Below are 15,798 nucleotides of genomic sequence, written 5' to 3'. Positions count from 1 at the left end.
TCAGATCGTTGCGCCGAGCACGGCCATGACCTGTTCCACACTCGCCACCGGAATGCCCTGACTGGCCATGGTCAAGGCCCGTAACGAAGTGCCAAGCCACTGCGGGTCTTGGCGACGCGCCCAGAACAGTGGGCCGCCTTCCCAGCGTGGAAAGCCGTAACCGTTGACCAACACCAGATCGATATCACCAGCCTGTTGCGCGACCTTTTGCGCCAGTAGCAAAACGGCTTCGCTGACCATGCTGCTCAGCAGCCGTTGTTGAATTTCAGCGTCGGAGAATGTCTGGGGGACGAGGCCTTTTTTCTCGCGCTCCTGCGCAATCAACGTCTCGACAAACGGATCGACCAGACGCGTCTCATCGGCATAGCGGTAATAGCCGGCCCCCGTCTTGCGGCCCAGACGTCCGGCTTCGCAGAGTCGATCCGCAATCGCGACGTAACGCACACGCGGATCACGATCCACCGCTGCGGCGTTGCGCATACGCCAAGCGATGTCCAGTCCGGACAGATCAGCCACCGCGAACGGCCCCATGGCAAATCCGAACGCCTGCATCGCGGCATCTATCTGCTGCGGTGAGGCGCCATCTTCCAGCAGGTACTCGCATTGCCGGCGGTAGGCGGCGTAGATCCGATTGCCGATAAAGCCGAAGGCATTCGCCGCGATCACCGGCACCTTGCCCAGACGCTTGCCTACCGCCAATGCAGTGGCCAGTGTTTGCGAGGTGGTCGCGGCACCACGGACAACTTCCAGCAGTGGCATGACATTGGCCGGACTGAAGAAATGCAGCCCGCAGACCTTGCCAGGCCTGGCACTGGCGGCGGCGATGACATCCAGATCCAGATACGACGTGTTGCTGGCAATGATCGTCTCGGCCGGCAGCACCGCCTCGAGCCGCGTCATCAGCTCACGCTTCACCGCCATGTCTTCGAACACGGCCTCCACCACTAATTGGCACGCAACCAACGCCTCGAAGGCACAGGACGGATGCAAGCGCTGCAATCGCTCGTGAATGTCCTTCTCAGTCAGTTTTTTACTGTGCAATTGTCTGGCGTAGACCGCTTCGATGCGCTCCAGCCCGGCGGCCAGCGCCGCGGGTGATTGCTCAATCAAGGTCACACTGAAACCACCGTCGAGAAACGCCACGGCGATACCGGCCCCCATGGTGCCAGCGCCGATGATTCCGACCTGCTCGACGTCAATCGATCGGGCTCTATCAGCCTCCGACAGACGTCCCGCGCCCCGTTCGGCGAAGAACAGATGACGCAACGCTGCCGCTTCCGGGCTCAGCCGCAACCGTTGAAAGGCTTCACGTTCGTTGCTCAATGCCTGTGCGGCAGGTAGCCGCGCAGCATCGAGCACCGCCTCGATGGCCGCCTGAACCGCCGGGCGGCCGCGCCCTTTACGCAATGCCGTGGCGCAGGCCGCCTCCAGCTTCTTGGGAGTTTCTTCAGGAATCGGCATCGCCAATACCGGGCGCTTGCGCGCCTGGCGAGCAAAACGCACCGCCACCGTACGTAGATCGTCGTCGGCAATGGCATCGATCATTCCCGACCTCAGCGCATCGACAGCGTTAACCCGCATGCCTGAGCAAATCAACTCGATGGCTGCAGCCATTCCCACCAGACGCGGCAAACGTTGCGTACCGCCAGCACCGGGAATGATGCCCAGCGTGACTTCAGGCAGCCCCAGCAGACAGGTCTGGCTGGCGATTCGTACATCGCAGCCCATGGCCAATTCAAAACCACCCCCTAGCGCCGCGCCGTGTAGCGCGGCAACCACTGGTTTGGCACACGCCTCAATCGCGGCAATCACCTCCGGCAATTGCGGGTCCTGCAACGGCTGACCGAATTCGCGCAAATCGGAGCCGGCGATAAATCCTCGCCCCTGCCCGATGATCACTGCTGCACGCAGGTTGTCGTCACCGCTTACCCACTCGATGGCCAACAGCAATTCCCGGCGAACTTGCGCAGAGGCGGCGTTGATTGGCGGGTTGTCGATAATCAACACTGCAACGTCGCCGTCCTGCTCCACATGCACCACTGGCGCGAGGGTCATGGATTCAGCACCGCGACGCCGTCGGCGGCAATCACACCCTGGCCTTGCGGCAAGACAAACAGCGGGTTGATTTCAGCCTCCTCAAGGCGCTCGCCCAACTGCGCTGCCATGTTCGAGAACGCGACGATGGCCGACACCAATGCTGAAACGTCAGCTTGCGGACGTCCACGAAAGCCATCCAGCAGCGGCCAGGTTTTCAGTTCCTGAATCATGGCCAGTGCTTGCTCGCGATCCAGTCCGGCACCGGGCACCAGCATACGAAGGCTGGTGTCGTTGAACAGCTCGGCGGTGACGCCGCCCATGCCCAACAACACGGCAATACCCAACGGGTCACGGCGCAGTCCGAGAATCAATTCAACGCCACCCGGCACCATTTCCTGAACGATGAAATGCCCCACGGTTTCTCCGGTGTTGGCCTTGACCTCTTCTCGCATACGCTCCAGTCGTGGACCGACGTCGAGCGCGTAAAGGTTGACCGCGACGCCGCCGACTTCACTTTTGTGGGTGATGTGACTGGACAGCAATTTGAGCACCACGCGCCCGCCCAGTTCGCGGGTCGCTTCCTGCGCTTCGTCCGCGTTGGCAACGACGATTTCCCGTGCCACGGGCACACCGAAACGGGCAAACAATTGCTTGGCCTGCACTTCATTCAGCGTGCCATGCCCGAGGTCTGCCAGGTCCACCGATGTCTGAGTCATCGCCGTTGACGTTACAACAGCAGGACGCGACGCTTTGTCGAACATCGCAGCCAGTACCGAGGTGCAGCTTTCCGGCGTGGTAAACGCCGGCACCCCATAAGCATTGAGTACGCTGGTCGCTTCCGGCGCATGCGGGCTGACATAGGCCAGCACCGGTTTGTCGCTGGTAGGCAGACACTCCTTGATGGCGTTGGCCATCAACTCCGGCATTGCCAGGCCCGACGAACCGACAATCACCACGACCGCGTCGTAGTTAGGGCTGTCCAACAGAATACGAATAGCGCCTCGCAACAGATCCGGTTGCAGGCCGGCGAGGGTCACATCGATGGGGTTACGATCCAGCGCGGCCGGGCCACCTTGCTGCAAGTCACGCAGACGCGCTGCAGTGCTTTCATCGGGGGCTGGCGTATCGAAACCGGCCATCCCCAGACTGTCGGCAACCAACGTGCCGGCCCCCCCTGTCGAGGTGAGGATGGCCACTCGCTTGCCACGCAACTGACGGGCCGATGACAGCGCAAGCGGCAGATCGAGCAAGTCGGCAAAGGTCTGGGCCCGGATGATGCCCAGTTGCTGGAACAGCGCGTCATACATCCGGTCGGCGCCAGCCATCGCGCCAGTATGGGATACCGCCGAGCGCGCACCGGACTCGGAGCGTCCAATCTTGAACACCACGATCGGTTTGCCGGCACGCGCGGCTTTAAGGGCAGCCTTGCGGAATTTTTCCGGGTTACGCAGGCCTTCCATGTACAGCGCGATCACTGAGGTCGCGTCGTCGTCGACCAGGTAGTCGACGAAGTCCGCCAAGTCCAGATCCGCCTCGTTGCTAGTGGAAATCAGTTTGGACAGACCGATGCCCCGCGACGCAGCGCGCGACAGCAATGCGCCAAGAATGCCCCCGCTCTGTGAGACAACAGCGATGCCACCGACGGGAAAATGCTCCATTTCCAGAGCACCACTCGCTGACAGGGTAATACCGTCGGTGAGGTTCACCAGGCCGATGGTGTTGGGTCCCAGCAAACGCATGCTGCCTGCCGCTTCCAGTAGCGCTTGCTGGCGCTTTCCACCCTCACCGTCCAGTTCGGTGTAACCGCTGGCCAGGACGATCGCCGCGGCTGTGCCACGTAACGCCAGGGCCCGTACCGCTTCGTGGGCTTTTTCAGCGCCGAGCAGGACGATGCCCACGTCCGGCGCTTCCGGGAGCGCTGCAATGTCGGCGTAACACGGCAGGCCGGCAATTTCCTGATATCGCGGATTGACCGGGTAAATCGTCCCGTCAAAACCATGTTTTTTCAGATACGCGATCGGGCGGCCAGCGGTTTTGCTCGGATCCGACGACGCGCCAATGACGGCGACGCTGCGCGGACGCAACAGACGAGAAATAGCGTTCATCGGGTTATTCCTTACGCGAGGCGGCATTCAAAAAATCAGTTACGGCATCACGGTGCGCGCTGGTGCTGTAACACACCGCTTGCGCCTGACTCCCCTGAGCAAACACTTGTGCCGCAGAGAGCTCGAAGCTTTGATCCAGAATTGATTTGCCCAGCGCCAGCGCGGCGGCCGACCCTTGGCACAACTCCATCGCCCAGGCCTGTGCGTCGGCCAGCAAGGAGTCCGCCGGGCTCAAGCGGTCGGCGATACCCAGCGTCAATGCCTCGGCTGCGGCCACCGGTCGCCCGCTGAAAATCAGCTCTTTGGCCCGTGCCAGGCCCACCCGTCGTGGCAGGAAATACAAACCTCCACCGTCCGGAATCAAGCCGCGCTTGATATAGCTCCAGGTAAAACTGGCCGCCTGCGAGGCGATGACAAAATCACAGCTCAAGGCCATGTCCGCCCCCAACCCGGTGGCGGCGCCATTCACGGCGGCAATCGTTGGCTTGGGCATCTTGTGTAACAACGAAACCGTGTGATGCACGCGCTGCTGTCGACTCCAGCCGTTAAACGCCACTTCGCCTGCCGGTGCCTGCATGCGTTTGCTCATGCCACTGATATCACCGCCTGCACAAAAGCCTTTGCCGTTACCCGTCAAAACAACAGCACGTACCGAACTTTCCTGTGCCAGGTATTCCAGCGCGACAATCAATTCACTGCGCATTGCGTCACTGATTGCATTGCGTTTTTCGGGACGATTAAGTACCAAGGTTGCAATGCCCGACTCAATACGCAAGTCGATAAGTTGTAATGCTTCCATATAAGAAACCTTAAAAATTTTGAATGGAACTTCAATCAACCCAACTAACAGAAGGGTCTAGCCAACCACATTTAAACCGTGAAGATTAGTGCGAGTACACTCAATCAACTGATGAGCTTGGGTTTCTCACCCAACAACTTTCCTGGCACGAAAACCATCAGCATTACAGCGCCCAGGGTGATAACACCGGCATAGATCTGGAATCCAAGATCGAAACTTCCCGACAAGTCCTTGATCAACCCCAGTAAAGAGGGGGCCACCGCACCGCCGATCGAGCCCAGGGTGGTAATCAATGCGATACCCGCCGCGGCACCGCCGCCCGTCATGTAGCTGGACGGCATGGAAAAGATCGTCGGCAAGGACGAGTAATGTCCGGTAGCAATCATCGACAACAAGACAATGGACATGATCGGATCGTTACGAAACTCCGGCAGCAACGCCAACCCGATCGCCGCGCACAGCACAGGAATCACGGTGTGCAGGCGTCGCTCCATCTTGCGGTCGGAATGCCAGCCGACAATCAACATCCCGATGATGCCCATGAACGGTGGAATGGCCGCCAGGAATCCAACGTTGAGTATTTCGGCAATTCCGGAGTTTCTGATGATGGTCGGCGTCCAGAACGTGAGGGTGTTGGCACAGATGAAACTGGCAAACATGACGTAACTGATGACATAGACGCGAGGGTCACGCAGCACGCTCCATAACGAGCTGTGGCTACGATCGGACTTATTGCGGTGCTCTGCGCTCATGGCATCGGCAACGATGGCTTTCTGCGAAGGCGTCAGCCATTTGGCTTTCTCCGGGCGATCCGCCAGCAAGCTATAGGCGACGACACCCATGATGATCGAGGGCAGACCTTCAAGGATGAACATCCACTGCCAGCCGTGCATGCCCATGTAGGCCTGGAAGTTCTGCATGATCCAGCCCGACAACGGACTGCCGAAAATACCGGACATGGGAATGGCGATAAAGAACATCGCGGTGATGCGGCCGCGACGCTGTGCCGGGAACCAATAGCTCAAATACAAAACGATACCTGGCAGGAACCCGGCTTCGGCACAACCGAGCAAAATACGCGCGATGTAGAACTCGGTCGGTGTACGCATGAAGGCGGTCAGGCACGTCACCAGCCCCCAGCAAACCATGATACGCAACAACGTCTTGCGTGCACCGAGTTTGTCCAGCATCAACGTACTGGGGATTTCGAACAGGATGAAGCCTACATAAAACAAACCGGCGCCCAGACCATAAGCCGCATCACTAAAACCCAGATCGGATTTCAACTGAAGTTGGGCAATGCCAATATTGGTGCGGTCCAGATAGTTGAAAAAATAGCAAATAAACAAAACCGGCAACAATCTGAAGGCAATCGTTTTGTATGTGTTTTGTTTATCGATATCCGAGGATGCATTCGCAATGAGTGGCGTATCCAAAGTTCCGGTGTTCATGACTGTCTCCTTGTTAGGCAGTCGTTTATTTTTATTTTCACACTGCACGCGCTGATGTGCTGTTAAACACGACGGTGCCGATGAATTCTTTACTCGGACAGACATTGACGCAAATGAGTAATGGTTATAGTTTGGCCAACAAAATGTTAGCCATCGTCGAGTACATTTTATGAGGCGTCACCTGCCCCCGCTAAACCCCCTCAAAGCATTTGAAGCCGCTGCTCGCCACCTGAGCCTGACTCAGGCCGCGAATGAATTGCACGTCACCCAGGTTGCGATCAGCCGACAAGTGCGGCTGCTGGAGGAGAACCTCGGCGTGCAGTTGTTCCACCGTGGCCACCGCTCCATCAGTCTGACGCCGCAAGGGATACAACTGCAAAACGGCATCACCCACGCCTTCGATGAAATTGAAACCGTGACAAAAGCCATCAGCGTCCGTGGTCGGCGCGACATCCTGTCGATCCAGGCTTACACCACCTTTGCCCAGCGCTGGCTGATACCGTTGCTGTCACGCTTCCATCAGGACTTTCCCAATATCGAAGTGCGGCTGACAGCCTCGTTGAACCCGGTGGATTTCGAACGGCAAAATATCGATGCGGCCATCCGCTCCGGTATGCCCAAGGACTGGCCTACCCTCAGCGCCGATTTCGTCGCCCCACTGGAGTTGATGCCGGTCATCAGCCCTCGCCTGCTCGAAAACGGTCCACCGTTATCGAGCCCCGCGGACTTGAGCAAACACACCTTGCTGCACTCCATCGCCCGCTCTGAGGACTGGACCTCATGGCTGCAAGCCAGCGGTGCGCACGCACTCAATGGTCATGGAGGTATCAAATTCGAAAACTCCGCCATGGCTTATGAAGCGGCTATCCAGGGGATGGGGATTGCCATTGGCATACGGGTATTGGTCACCCAATACCTGGCCAGCGGCGCATTGGTCACACCCTTCAAAGATTCGGTACGGCTGCCGACCGGTTACTACCTGGTGAGACCTAACAATCGCCCTGAATCACAGGCGCTGAGGGTCTTCCGTCAGTACCTGATGGAAGACCTGCAACGCGCGGGCGCGATTTGAGCGCCAGGGTCAGCCAAGGCCCAGGTAAATGGTCTTGGCTTCCTGGTAGACGCGAATGCCGTAAAAACCCTTCTCCCGACCGATGCCGCTGTCTTTGAAGCCACCAAACGGCGTGGCAACACTCAAGGCTTTGTAGGTGTTGATCCAGACCGTACCAGACTCAATTGCCCGGCCAACGCGCCAGGCTTTTTTGAACGACTCGGTCCAGATGCCGCAGCCCAAACCATAAACGGTGCCATTGGCCTGGTCGATCAGATCGGCTTCGTCATCAAACGGCAGCACACACAGCACAGGGCCGAAAATCTCTTCCTGACACACCGTCGCCGTACTCGGCAGACCGGCAATGATCGTCGGCTCGTAATACGCACCCTTCTCCAGTTCTGGTGCATCCGGACGTTTACCGCCTACTAGAATCTGACCACCCTCCTCCAACGCTGAGGCGACGTAACGTTCAACCCGTTCGCGGTGAATAAAGGACGACAGTGACGCCACTTGGCTCTGTGGCGCGTCAGGTGGCCCGACACGCAGTGCACGAGTACGCTCCACGACACGCCCCAGGAACTCGTCGTAGATTGAGCGTTCGATGAACAACCGCGAACCGGCAATACACGACTGTCCGGAGGAACTGAAAATACCCATCACCACCGCATCGAGCGCCGCGTCGAGATCGGCGTCGGCGAAGATGATGTGTGGCGACTTTCCGCCCAGTTCCAGCGCTGTCGGCACCAGGCGCTCACCGGCGATTTTGGCTATCGTCCGCCCCGTGGCGGTGCCACCCGTGAACGAGATCATGCGCACATCTGGATGTTGTACCAGTGCCAGTCCGGCCTCTGGGCCGGACCCGGTCACAACGTTGAGAATGCCAGGCGGAAAACCGGCATCGATAAAAATTCGGCCCAACTCCAGCGCCAGGGTCGGCGTGAATTCGGAAGGCTTGAGCACCACAGCATTACCGGCAGCGACAGCTGCAGCGACTTTCTGAGCTTCCAGGGTCAAGGGCGAGTTCCAGGGCGTAATCGCTGCCACAACACCAAAGGGTTCGTAAACTACGGTCGACAGGTATTGCCCGCGTGATGGCGCAACTTCCGAAACCATGGTTTCGCAGATGCCCGCAAAATAGCGAAAGGCACCGGCAGCCGCAGCCGCCTGAAAGGAGCATTCGCTGAGCAGTTTGCCGTTTTCGCGCATTTGCTGAGCCGACAGCTGCGGGCCACGTTCGATGATCAACTCGGCGACCCGGTACAACAGACGTGCACGTTCGTGAGGGAGCATGTTGCGCCAGGAGGGCTGCCGTTGCGCCTGCAATGCGTTAGTCACTGCGTGATCGACGTCAGCGGCGCTAGCCGATCCCATGTAACCGTTAAGCTCACCGGTTGCAGGGTTGACGGATTCGATGGGCACAGCATTGCCCTTGATCCATTCGCCGCCAATCAAAAAAGGCTGGATAGACATTCAAAACACTCCACTTCAGATCATTGTTATTCGAAAAACGAACTCTTGTGGCTCGACTCTAGCGGTCCAGACAACCTTCACTCAAATGACTTAATGGCACTGCAAGCCCAACATTAAGTTGGGCTTGAGTACATGCCCCGTGCTGATCTCGCCAGCTGTTTTGGTGGCGGATTGTGGTAGCTGCAGCGATATAAGCTCATTCACACCCATTTGGCCCACACCTTAATAAAAGTGTGTAACGCATCTGTAGCATTCGAGTCACCTCCTTACGGCCGCACTATCGTTTATGAAGTTTTTCTTCATAGGGCATAGCCATTCAGAGGGGTTATCCATCGCACGACCCGCTCCTACCATGAAGCGCCCCTTACCAAACAATGATGTTTTGAGGGCGTTCAGGAGCGATAAACAGACAATGTCAGGCCAAACTGCACTTGTATCGGGCTTAGCGTCACGACGCCGTAACACCCACTATGGCATTGCCTTCGGATCGATAGCGGCGGTTATCTGGGGCGCATTTCTTGCCGTTTCCCGCCACGGGATTGGTGCCGGACTGCACGCCAGTGACCTTGCGTTCATTCGCTATGTCGTCGCCGGTGCAGTTCTGTTGCCGTGGGTGCTGATCCATTCACCTCGCACCCTGGCGGGTATCGGCTGGCGACGCGGCATCGTTCTGTCGTTGTTGGCCGGTCCGCTCTTTGTACTGATTGGCGCAAGCGGCTACCTGTTCGCCCCCCTCGCCCACGGCGCAGTCATTCAGCTCGGCGTCCTGACACTCATGAGCGTCTGCCTTGGCGCCCTGCTGCTTCGCGAACACCTGAGAGCATCACGGATCATCGGGCTCGGCGTCATCATCACCGGGCTGGTGACGATTGCAGGCCCAGGGATCCTGGATGGCCAGTCCCAAGCCTGGATCGGGGATTTGCTGTTTGCTGCCGCAGGGTCGATGTTCGCTGTGTTCACGGTGCTGGTGCGCCGCTGGAAGCTGGATGCCTTTGCCACAACCGCTGTCGTGTCGGCTCTCAGCGGTGTCCTTTATTCCCCTCTGTATTTGGCAGTGACGGGCACCCAGCGCCTGACCACAGCGCCGATCGCCCTGCTCATCGAGCAAGGCGTTGTTCAAGGCCTTCTCTCGGGCATCGTTGCGCTCTTCACGTTCGCCCGCGCCGTGCATTACCTCGGCGCCGGTCGAGCCGCCCTCTTTCCTGCACTGGCTCCCGCCGTCGCGATTTTGCTCGGCGTGCCGTTAGTGGGGGAACTACCCACCATTGGCCAGTGGTGCGGCCTGGTCGTCTGTACGTTCGGATTGCTGATCGCATTGCGCAGTGGCGCCACCCGAGCTCGCTGAACCGCCTTCCTTCGTTGCTTACCTGAATATTAAGGAACTCCCATGACTGAATCATTGATGTCGGGCATCAAGACGCCCCCTGCGCCCTACACGTTCGACGGACTGTTTATTAACGGAAAATGGCGCGCAGGCCTCGCAGGCTCCGTACTGGAAGTCAACAATCCCTATTCAAATGAACGCCTTGTCGAGATACATCAGGCCAATCTGGACGATGTTGACCGGGCCTGCCACGCGGCTGAATCAGCGCAATCACAATGGGAGCAAACCTTACCGGGAGAGCGCGCGGCCATCTTGCGCAGAGCCGTCGAAATCCTCGATACACGCCATGCCGAAGTCGTTGACTGGCTGATTCGCGAATCCGGCAGTACCCGCATGAAGGCTGAAATGGAATGGGGGGCCGCCCGCGCCATCATGCTTGATGCCTCTACGCTCCCGGCCCAGGTGTACGGTCGAATCATCGCCGGCGACATACCCGGCAAAGAAAACCGCATCTATCGCAACCCGGTCGGGGTCGTCGCGGTCATCAGCCCGTGGAATTGGCCACTGCACCTGACGTGTCGCACGCTCGCGCCAGCGATTGCCCTGGGCAACGCCGTCGTGGTCAAGCCTGCGAGTGAAACGCCGATCACGGGCGGATTGCTGATCGCCCGGATCCTTGAAGAAGCCGGGCTGCCGGCGGGTGTCCTCAATGTCGTGGTCGGTGATCCTGCGGTGATTGGCGACGGCTTTGTTCAACACCCTATACCTCGGGTCATATCATTCACCGGGTCGCTGGCCGTGGGTCGGCGTATTGCGAGCAACATCGCGACCAGCCCGCGACTGAAGAAAATGATGCTGGAGCTCGGTGGTAATGCGCCGCTGGTGGTGCTTGACGATGCCGATCTCGAGTTGGCCGTACAGGCGGCGGTGGTCAGCAAGTTCCTGCATCAGGGCCAAATCTGCGTCATTGCCAACCGAATACTGGTGCATGCAAAGCTCTACGACGAGTTCGTCGAACGTTATGTCGCCCGCGTCCAGAACTTGAAAGTAGGCAACCCTGATGAGCCGGATACCGTCATCGGCCCATTGATCAGCCAAAAGCAATTGCTCAACGTGCAACGTTCAATCGCGGCCGCCCATGCAGAAGGCGCTCGGCAACGCTTGGGTGGCCCGGCGGACGGCCTGATCGTGCCGCCTCACGTGTTCGATCGCATTACCCCGCAAATGGCGCTGGGTCGCAGCGAACTGTTTGGCCCCGTCGCGCCGATCCTTTCTTTCGCCAATGACGCCCAAGCGCTGCACATGGCCAACGACACCGAGTTTGGTCTTTCCAGTGCGGTCTTCTCCCGTGACACCTACCGGGCAGAGCGCTTTGCTGCCGGTCTGAAAACAGGCATGACGCATATCAACGACATCACCGCCGTTGACTTGCCCAACATGCCGTTCGGTGGGGAAAAGAACTCCGGTCTGGGCCGCTTCGGTAGCGAAGGCCTGATTCATGAGTTAACGACTGAACACTGGATGTCGGTGCAGCACACGCCGCGCCAATACCCGTTCTGATCTCACCGTCCCCTTCAGCACTGCGCACCCGGCCTCAAGCCGAGTGCGCAGCGTTTTTCAGCAGGGTGTCTTCAACTCAAACACTCGCCAATTGACTGGCATCGATTGGCAGCTTGCGCAGTCGCTTGCCCGTCGCCGCAAACACCGCGTTCACCACCGCCGGCGCAATCGTCACCGTGGACACTTCACCGATCCCGCCAGGGGTTTCATTGCTGTCGAGCAGGTGGGTTTCGATGAGGGGCGTCTCGTTCATCCGCAACACGCGATAGGTGTCGAAATTGCCCTGTTCGACTCGCCCGTCCTTGAACGTGATGTTGCCGAACAACGCGGCACTCAGACCAAAAATGGCCCCGCCCTGCATCTGCGCCACAACACTGTCGGGAACGATGGATCGACCGCAATCCACCACGCACGTCACCTTGTGCACGCTGACCTGCCCACGTTGATCGACACTCACCTCTGCCACTTGAGCGGCATAGGTACCGAAGCAGAACGTCAGCGCGACACCCCGGCCATGACCCTTTTCCAAGGGCGTTCCCCACCCTGACTTTTGCGCGACAGCCTCCAGCACTTTGCGCGCCCGAGGGTGCTTGTCCAGCAGTGCAAGGCGATAGGCCACGGGGTCTTGGTCGGCACTGGCGGCCAGTTCATCGATGAACCCTTCGACCATGAACACGTTTTGCGTATGCCCAACGCCCCGCCAGAAACCGGTGGTGATGCCTGCGGGCGGCTCATGCCGGATGTAGCTGACACCGATGTTGGGGAAATCGTAGGGGCCGCTCGGATCGCGCGTGGCATCGCCATCGACACCGTTGGCGAAACGCGCCGGCAACCAGCGGGCGAGGATCGAGGAGCCGGTGACTTTGTGCGTCCACGCAATCGGCCGCCCCTGCGCATCCAGCCCGGCACTCAGGTGATTGAAATGATAAGGGCGCAACGTGCTGTGACGGGTGTCTTCCTCCCGGGACCAAATGACCTTGAGCGGGAACGTGACCTGATTGGCAAACGCCACCGCCTGGGCGACAAAATCCACGTCCAGTCGACGGCCAAAGCCACCGCCCAACAGGTGGTTGTACACCTGAACCTTGGCCTCGACCAACCCAGTCAGTTGCGCGGCCACGGCTTGCGCGCGAGCCGGCACTTGAGTCCCCAGCCACAGGTCGCAACCCTGGGCGCGAACATGCACCGTGCAGTTCATCGGCTCCATGCAGGCATGGGCCAAAAATGGCACCTGATAGACCGCCTCGAATTTTTTATCGGCTTGCGCCAGCGCCTGCCCGGCATTGCCAACGTTGCGCACCACCGTGCCGGCCGGCTGCGACGCCTGTTCGATCGCCGTCAGCATTTGCGCCGTGGAATATTGCGCATTGGCGCCTTCGTTCCATTTGATATCAAGCAGGGCCAGCGCCTTGCGCGCCGCGCCCATATGCTCGGCAACCACCGCCACCGCGTTCTCGATCCGAATCACCCGCAGCACGCCTTTGACCGCCATGGCGGCACGCTCATCGACACTGGCGAGGGTGCCGCCGATGACCGGGCAAGCCATGACCGCCGCGACCTTGACCCCGTCCGGGTGGGCATCAATGCCATACAAAGCGCTACCGTTGACCTTGCCCGGCGAATCGGTGCGCTTGCTCGTGAGCCCGATCAACTGGAAGTGCTCCGGGGTTTTCAGCTCAACCTTTTCCGGGACCGGCAACGTCGCGGCCTTCTCTGCCAACTCGCCATAGGCAAGGGTGCGTTTACTGGCCTCGTGATGGACAACGCCTTCGCGGGCCACACACCTGCTGGGGGCAACCCCCCATTGCAGCGCTGCCGCTTGAATCAACAGCGTGCGGGCAGTCGCGCCAGCCTGACGCAATGGCTCCCAGGCGCTACGGATCGACGTCGACCCGCCAGTGACTTGAAACCCCAGCAACGGATTGGCGTAACGACTGTTATCGGCCGGGGCGTGCTCGATCACCACTTGATCGAGCCGCACCGCCAGCTCTTCAGCGATTAACACCGGGATCGAGGTGTAAGTCCCCTGCCCCATCTCTACCTGCGCGATGGTGAAGGTTACCTTGCCCTGGCGGTCAACCCGGATGAATGCATTGGGCTCGAACGCCTGGGCAGCGTCGGCGAAGCTGTCACCGATTGCCCCTGGCAACGCAAGACTCAGCAGCAAACCGCCACCGCTGGCGGCACCGATTTTCAGAAATCCTCGGCGCGAGACTGTGGCTGGATCGACCTTCATGCTCATGCTCCCACCTTGACGAACGTCGCCTGACCGGCGGCCTGTTTAATCGCGGCGTGAATTCGCACATAGGTGCCGCAACGACAGATATTGCCCGACATGGCGTTATCGATATCGCTATCACTCGGGCTGGGGTTGCTCGCCAGCAAAGCGCTGGCGGACATGATCTGCCCCGACTGGCAGTAACCGCATTGCACAACCTCCAGCGCCTGCCAGGCGTCCTGGATTTTCTTGCCGGCGGGGGTTTCGCCGATCGCCTCGATCGTCGTGATGTCGGCCTGGGCGGCCGCACTCACCGGCAATACGCAAGAGCGCACCGCCACACCATTCATATGCACCGTGCACGCACCGCACAAGGCCATGCCGCAACCGAATTTCGTGCCCGTCATGCCGAGCACATCTCGCAACACCCACAGCAACGGCGTGTCGTCATCGACATCGACATCGGTCGTGTGCACGGTGCCATTTATCTTCAACGTCTGAGCCATGTTCACCTCTTGCCAGTCAATGGGGTAGCGGCTCGGCAGACTCCGCCACTGATCAAAACGCTACCGGCCATCCTAGGACCAACTCGGCCCTCAGAGAATTTACACAGCCTTCATAGGCTTTGAAGTCCGACTAACAAGAGTGATCAAACATGGATGACTAATGACGGGGGCCCGCATGAACGATGGCAACAGACTGTATTCAGCCTTTAAAGAATTCGCAGCGACTCCGATGGGCGCAATGGCGGCGCCTCGGAAAAATGCCCCCCCGAAGGATCACGCAAGAAGTCGATGAGCGCTCGGAGCTTGCGGGTCACCCGGCGGCGATCGGAGTAATACAGCGTGAACCCGGGGAGTTCCGGCCCCCAGTCTTCGAACAGGCTGACCAACTCGCCACGCTCGATGAACCGGTCGATGTAGCCGCTGATCATGTAACCGATACCGTTGCCGTCCAGTGCGCTTTGCACCAGGGCGGCCGAATCATTGACGATCAGTCGGCCGCGCACGGGCAGTTGCAGGGTTTCCTTGCCCTTGGCCATATCCCAGCGCTCGATCACGCCGCCGGAGGATCGAAAGCAAATGCAGTTGTGATTGAGCAGGTCGGTGGGATGCTCGGGCGTGCCGTGACGCGCCAGATAGGCGGGAGAAGCAATAATGCGCATGCGCACTTTGGGGCCGACCTTGATGGCAACCATGTCGCGCTCGACAAAATCGCCAAAGCGAATGCCGGCGTCAAAGCCCAGCCGAACGATATCGACGAACGCATTCTCCATGCTGATTTCCAGATCGATCTGCGGATACGTCTCTAAAAAGGACGACAACATGGGTTGCAGAATCGACATGTAGGCTGAGCGAGGGACGTTCAAGCGCAGCAGCCCGGAGGGCGATCCCGTCGTGTCGCCCAGTTCCAGCGCCGCTGAGGTCAACACGTTCACGGCGGGCTGTACTTTGGCCAAAAATCCGATGCCGGCCTCGGTCAGCCCCACGCTACGGGTGGTGCGATTGAACAACGCGGTTCCCAGACGCCGCTCAAGATTGCGGATGACCTGGCTGACGGCCGAAGGTGAAACACCCAGCCTGATCGCCGCTGCGGAGAAACTGGAATGCTCGGCGACACAGACAAAGGTCACGAGCCCATCAAGTTGGTCCTGGCGCATGATCGCCCCCCGAAAAATCGATTTTTATACCACATGCATTATGAAGATTGACTTCAAGGCCTGAGTCAAATCCGGCGTATTGCCCGTCCCGAGGGAACCCTGAAGAATCTTCTGCATCAT

Annotated in this window: 11 protein-coding genes; 3 read left to right on the top strand and 8 right to left on the bottom strand. The window is 59.2% G+C overall.

Annotated elements, in window-relative coordinates:
- The 4 genes from AC3ITY_RS14645 to AC3ITY_RS14630 all read right to left on the bottom strand — a co-directional run bounded on the left by AC3ITY_RS14645 (position 1) and on the right by AC3ITY_RS14630 (position 6,392).
- Positions 1-2,055 (bottom strand): 3-hydroxyacyl-CoA dehydrogenase NAD-binding domain-containing protein, encoded by a 2,055-nt coding sequence (locus tag AC3ITY_RS14645; protein ID WP_489310178.1) that lies wholly within the window; start codon positions 2,053-2,055, stop codon positions 1-3.
- Positions 2,052-4,142 carry an acetate--CoA ligase family protein gene (locus tag AC3ITY_RS14640; RefSeq protein WP_489310176.1) on the bottom strand — a complete coding sequence of 697 codons (2,091 nt, stop codon included), beginning with the start codon at positions 4,140-4,142 and terminating at the stop codon, positions 2,052-2,054. The genes AC3ITY_RS14645 and AC3ITY_RS14640 overlap by 4 nt, the downstream gene beginning before the upstream one ends.
- Positions 4,143-4,146: 4 nt before the next feature.
- Positions 4,147-4,941, bottom strand: a complete 795-nt coding sequence (locus AC3ITY_RS14635; RefSeq protein ID WP_489310174.1) for an enoyl-CoA hydratase/isomerase family protein — start codon at positions 4,939-4,941, stop codon at positions 4,147-4,149.
- 104 nt (positions 4,942-5,045) lie between these two features.
- Positions 5,046-6,392, bottom strand: coding sequence for an MFS transporter (locus AC3ITY_RS14630; RefSeq protein WP_489310172.1), 1,347 nt, complete (start codon positions 6,390-6,392; stop codon positions 5,046-5,048).
- Between the two features lie 169 nt (positions 6,393-6,561).
- On the opposite strand from AC3ITY_RS14630, the gene gcvA reads away from it, so the two are divergent.
- On the top strand, positions 6,562-7,464 hold the full coding sequence (gene gcvA / locus AC3ITY_RS14625; RefSeq protein WP_008024054.1) for a transcriptional regulator GcvA: 903 nt from the start codon (positions 6,562-6,564) through the stop codon (positions 7,462-7,464).
- Positions 7,465-7,473: 9 nt separating this feature from the next.
- Here gcvA and AC3ITY_RS14620 read toward each other — a convergent pair whose 3' ends face one another.
- Positions 7,474-8,916: an aldehyde dehydrogenase gene (locus AC3ITY_RS14620; RefSeq protein WP_489310169.1), complete on the bottom strand. Its 1,443-nt coding sequence runs from the start codon at positions 8,914-8,916 to the stop codon at positions 7,474-7,476.
- Between the two features lie 412 nt (positions 8,917-9,328).
- Between AC3ITY_RS14620 and AC3ITY_RS14615 the strand changes: the two genes are divergently transcribed.
- Both AC3ITY_RS14615 and AC3ITY_RS14610 read left to right on the top strand, forming a co-directional pair.
- Complete coding sequence (locus AC3ITY_RS14615; protein ID WP_489310167.1) at positions 9,329-10,261, top strand: DMT family transporter; 933 nt, start codon at positions 9,329-9,331, stop codon at positions 10,259-10,261.
- 57 nt (positions 10,262-10,318) lie between these two features.
- The gene (locus AC3ITY_RS14610) at positions 10,319-11,800 is read left to right on the top strand and encodes an aldehyde dehydrogenase family protein (RefSeq protein WP_489310874.1); all 1,482 of its coding nucleotides are present in this window, start codon (positions 10,319-10,321) and stop codon (positions 11,798-11,800) included.
- A gap of 76 nt (positions 11,801-11,876) precedes the next feature.
- Here the strand turns inward: AC3ITY_RS14610 and AC3ITY_RS14605 are convergent, their stop codons facing one another.
- The 3 genes from AC3ITY_RS14605 to AC3ITY_RS14595 all read right to left on the bottom strand — a co-directional run bounded on the left by AC3ITY_RS14605 (position 11,877) and on the right by AC3ITY_RS14595 (position 15,678).
- Positions 11,877-14,042, bottom strand: coding sequence for a xanthine dehydrogenase family protein molybdopterin-binding subunit (locus AC3ITY_RS14605; RefSeq protein WP_489310165.1), 2,166 nt, complete (start codon positions 14,040-14,042; stop codon positions 11,877-11,879).
- Positions 14,039-14,524, bottom strand: coding sequence for a (2Fe-2S)-binding protein (locus AC3ITY_RS14600; protein ID WP_489310163.1), 486 nt, complete (start codon positions 14,522-14,524; stop codon positions 14,039-14,041). Before AC3ITY_RS14600 ends, AC3ITY_RS14605 begins: the two co-directional genes overlap by 4 nt.
- Before the next feature lie 206 nt (positions 14,525-14,730).
- A complete protein-coding gene (locus AC3ITY_RS14595; RefSeq protein ID WP_489310161.1) occupies positions 14,731-15,678 on the bottom strand; it encodes a LysR family transcriptional regulator in 948 nt (315 codons plus the stop codon).
- Positions 15,679-15,798 lie beyond the last annotated feature (120 nt).

The organism is Pseudomonas sp. GL_091 (genome assembly GCF_057837725.1).
The sequence above is the reverse complement of the archived record's forward strand: the minus strand, read 5'-3'. Positions and strand labels throughout refer to the sequence as shown.

Bases quoted from the DNA above. Each gene is read 5' to 3' on its own strand.
- AC3ITY_RS14630 (WP_489310172.1), bottom strand. From the start codon at position 6,392: ATGAACACCGGAACTTTGGATACGCCACTCATTGCGAATGCATCCTCG.
- AC3ITY_RS14605 (WP_489310165.1), bottom strand. From the start codon at position 14,042: ATGAGCATGAAGGTCGATCCAGCCACAGTCTCGCGCCGAGGATTTCTG.
- gcvA (WP_008024054.1), top strand. From the start codon at position 6,562: ATGAGGCGTCACCTGCCCCCGCTAAACCCCCTCAAAGCATTTGAAGCC.
- AC3ITY_RS14595 (WP_489310161.1), bottom strand. From the start codon at position 15,678: ATGCGCCAGGACCAACTTGATGGGCTCGTGACCTTTGTCTGTGTCGCC.
- AC3ITY_RS14615 (WP_489310167.1), top strand. From the start codon at position 9,329: ATGTCAGGCCAAACTGCACTTGTATCGGGCTTAGCGTCACGACGCCGT.
- AC3ITY_RS14610 (WP_489310874.1), top strand. From the start codon at position 10,319: ATGTCGGGCATCAAGACGCCCCCTGCGCCCTACACGTTCGACGGACTG.
- AC3ITY_RS14600 (WP_489310163.1), bottom strand. From the start codon at position 14,524: ATGGCTCAGACGTTGAAGATAAATGGCACCGTGCACACGACCGATGTC.
- AC3ITY_RS14635 (WP_489310174.1), bottom strand. From the start codon at position 4,941: ATGGAAGCATTACAACTTATCGACTTGCGTATTGAGTCGGGCATTGCA.
- AC3ITY_RS14645 (WP_489310178.1), bottom strand. From the start codon at position 2,055: ATGACCCTCGCGCCAGTGGTGCATGTGGAGCAGGACGGCGACGTTGCA.
- AC3ITY_RS14620 (WP_489310169.1), bottom strand. From the start codon at position 8,916: ATGTCTATCCAGCCTTTTTTGATTGGCGGCGAATGGATCAAGGGCAAT.
- AC3ITY_RS14640 (WP_489310176.1), bottom strand. From the start codon at position 4,142: ATGAACGCTATTTCTCGTCTGTTGCGTCCGCGCAGCGTCGCCGTCATT.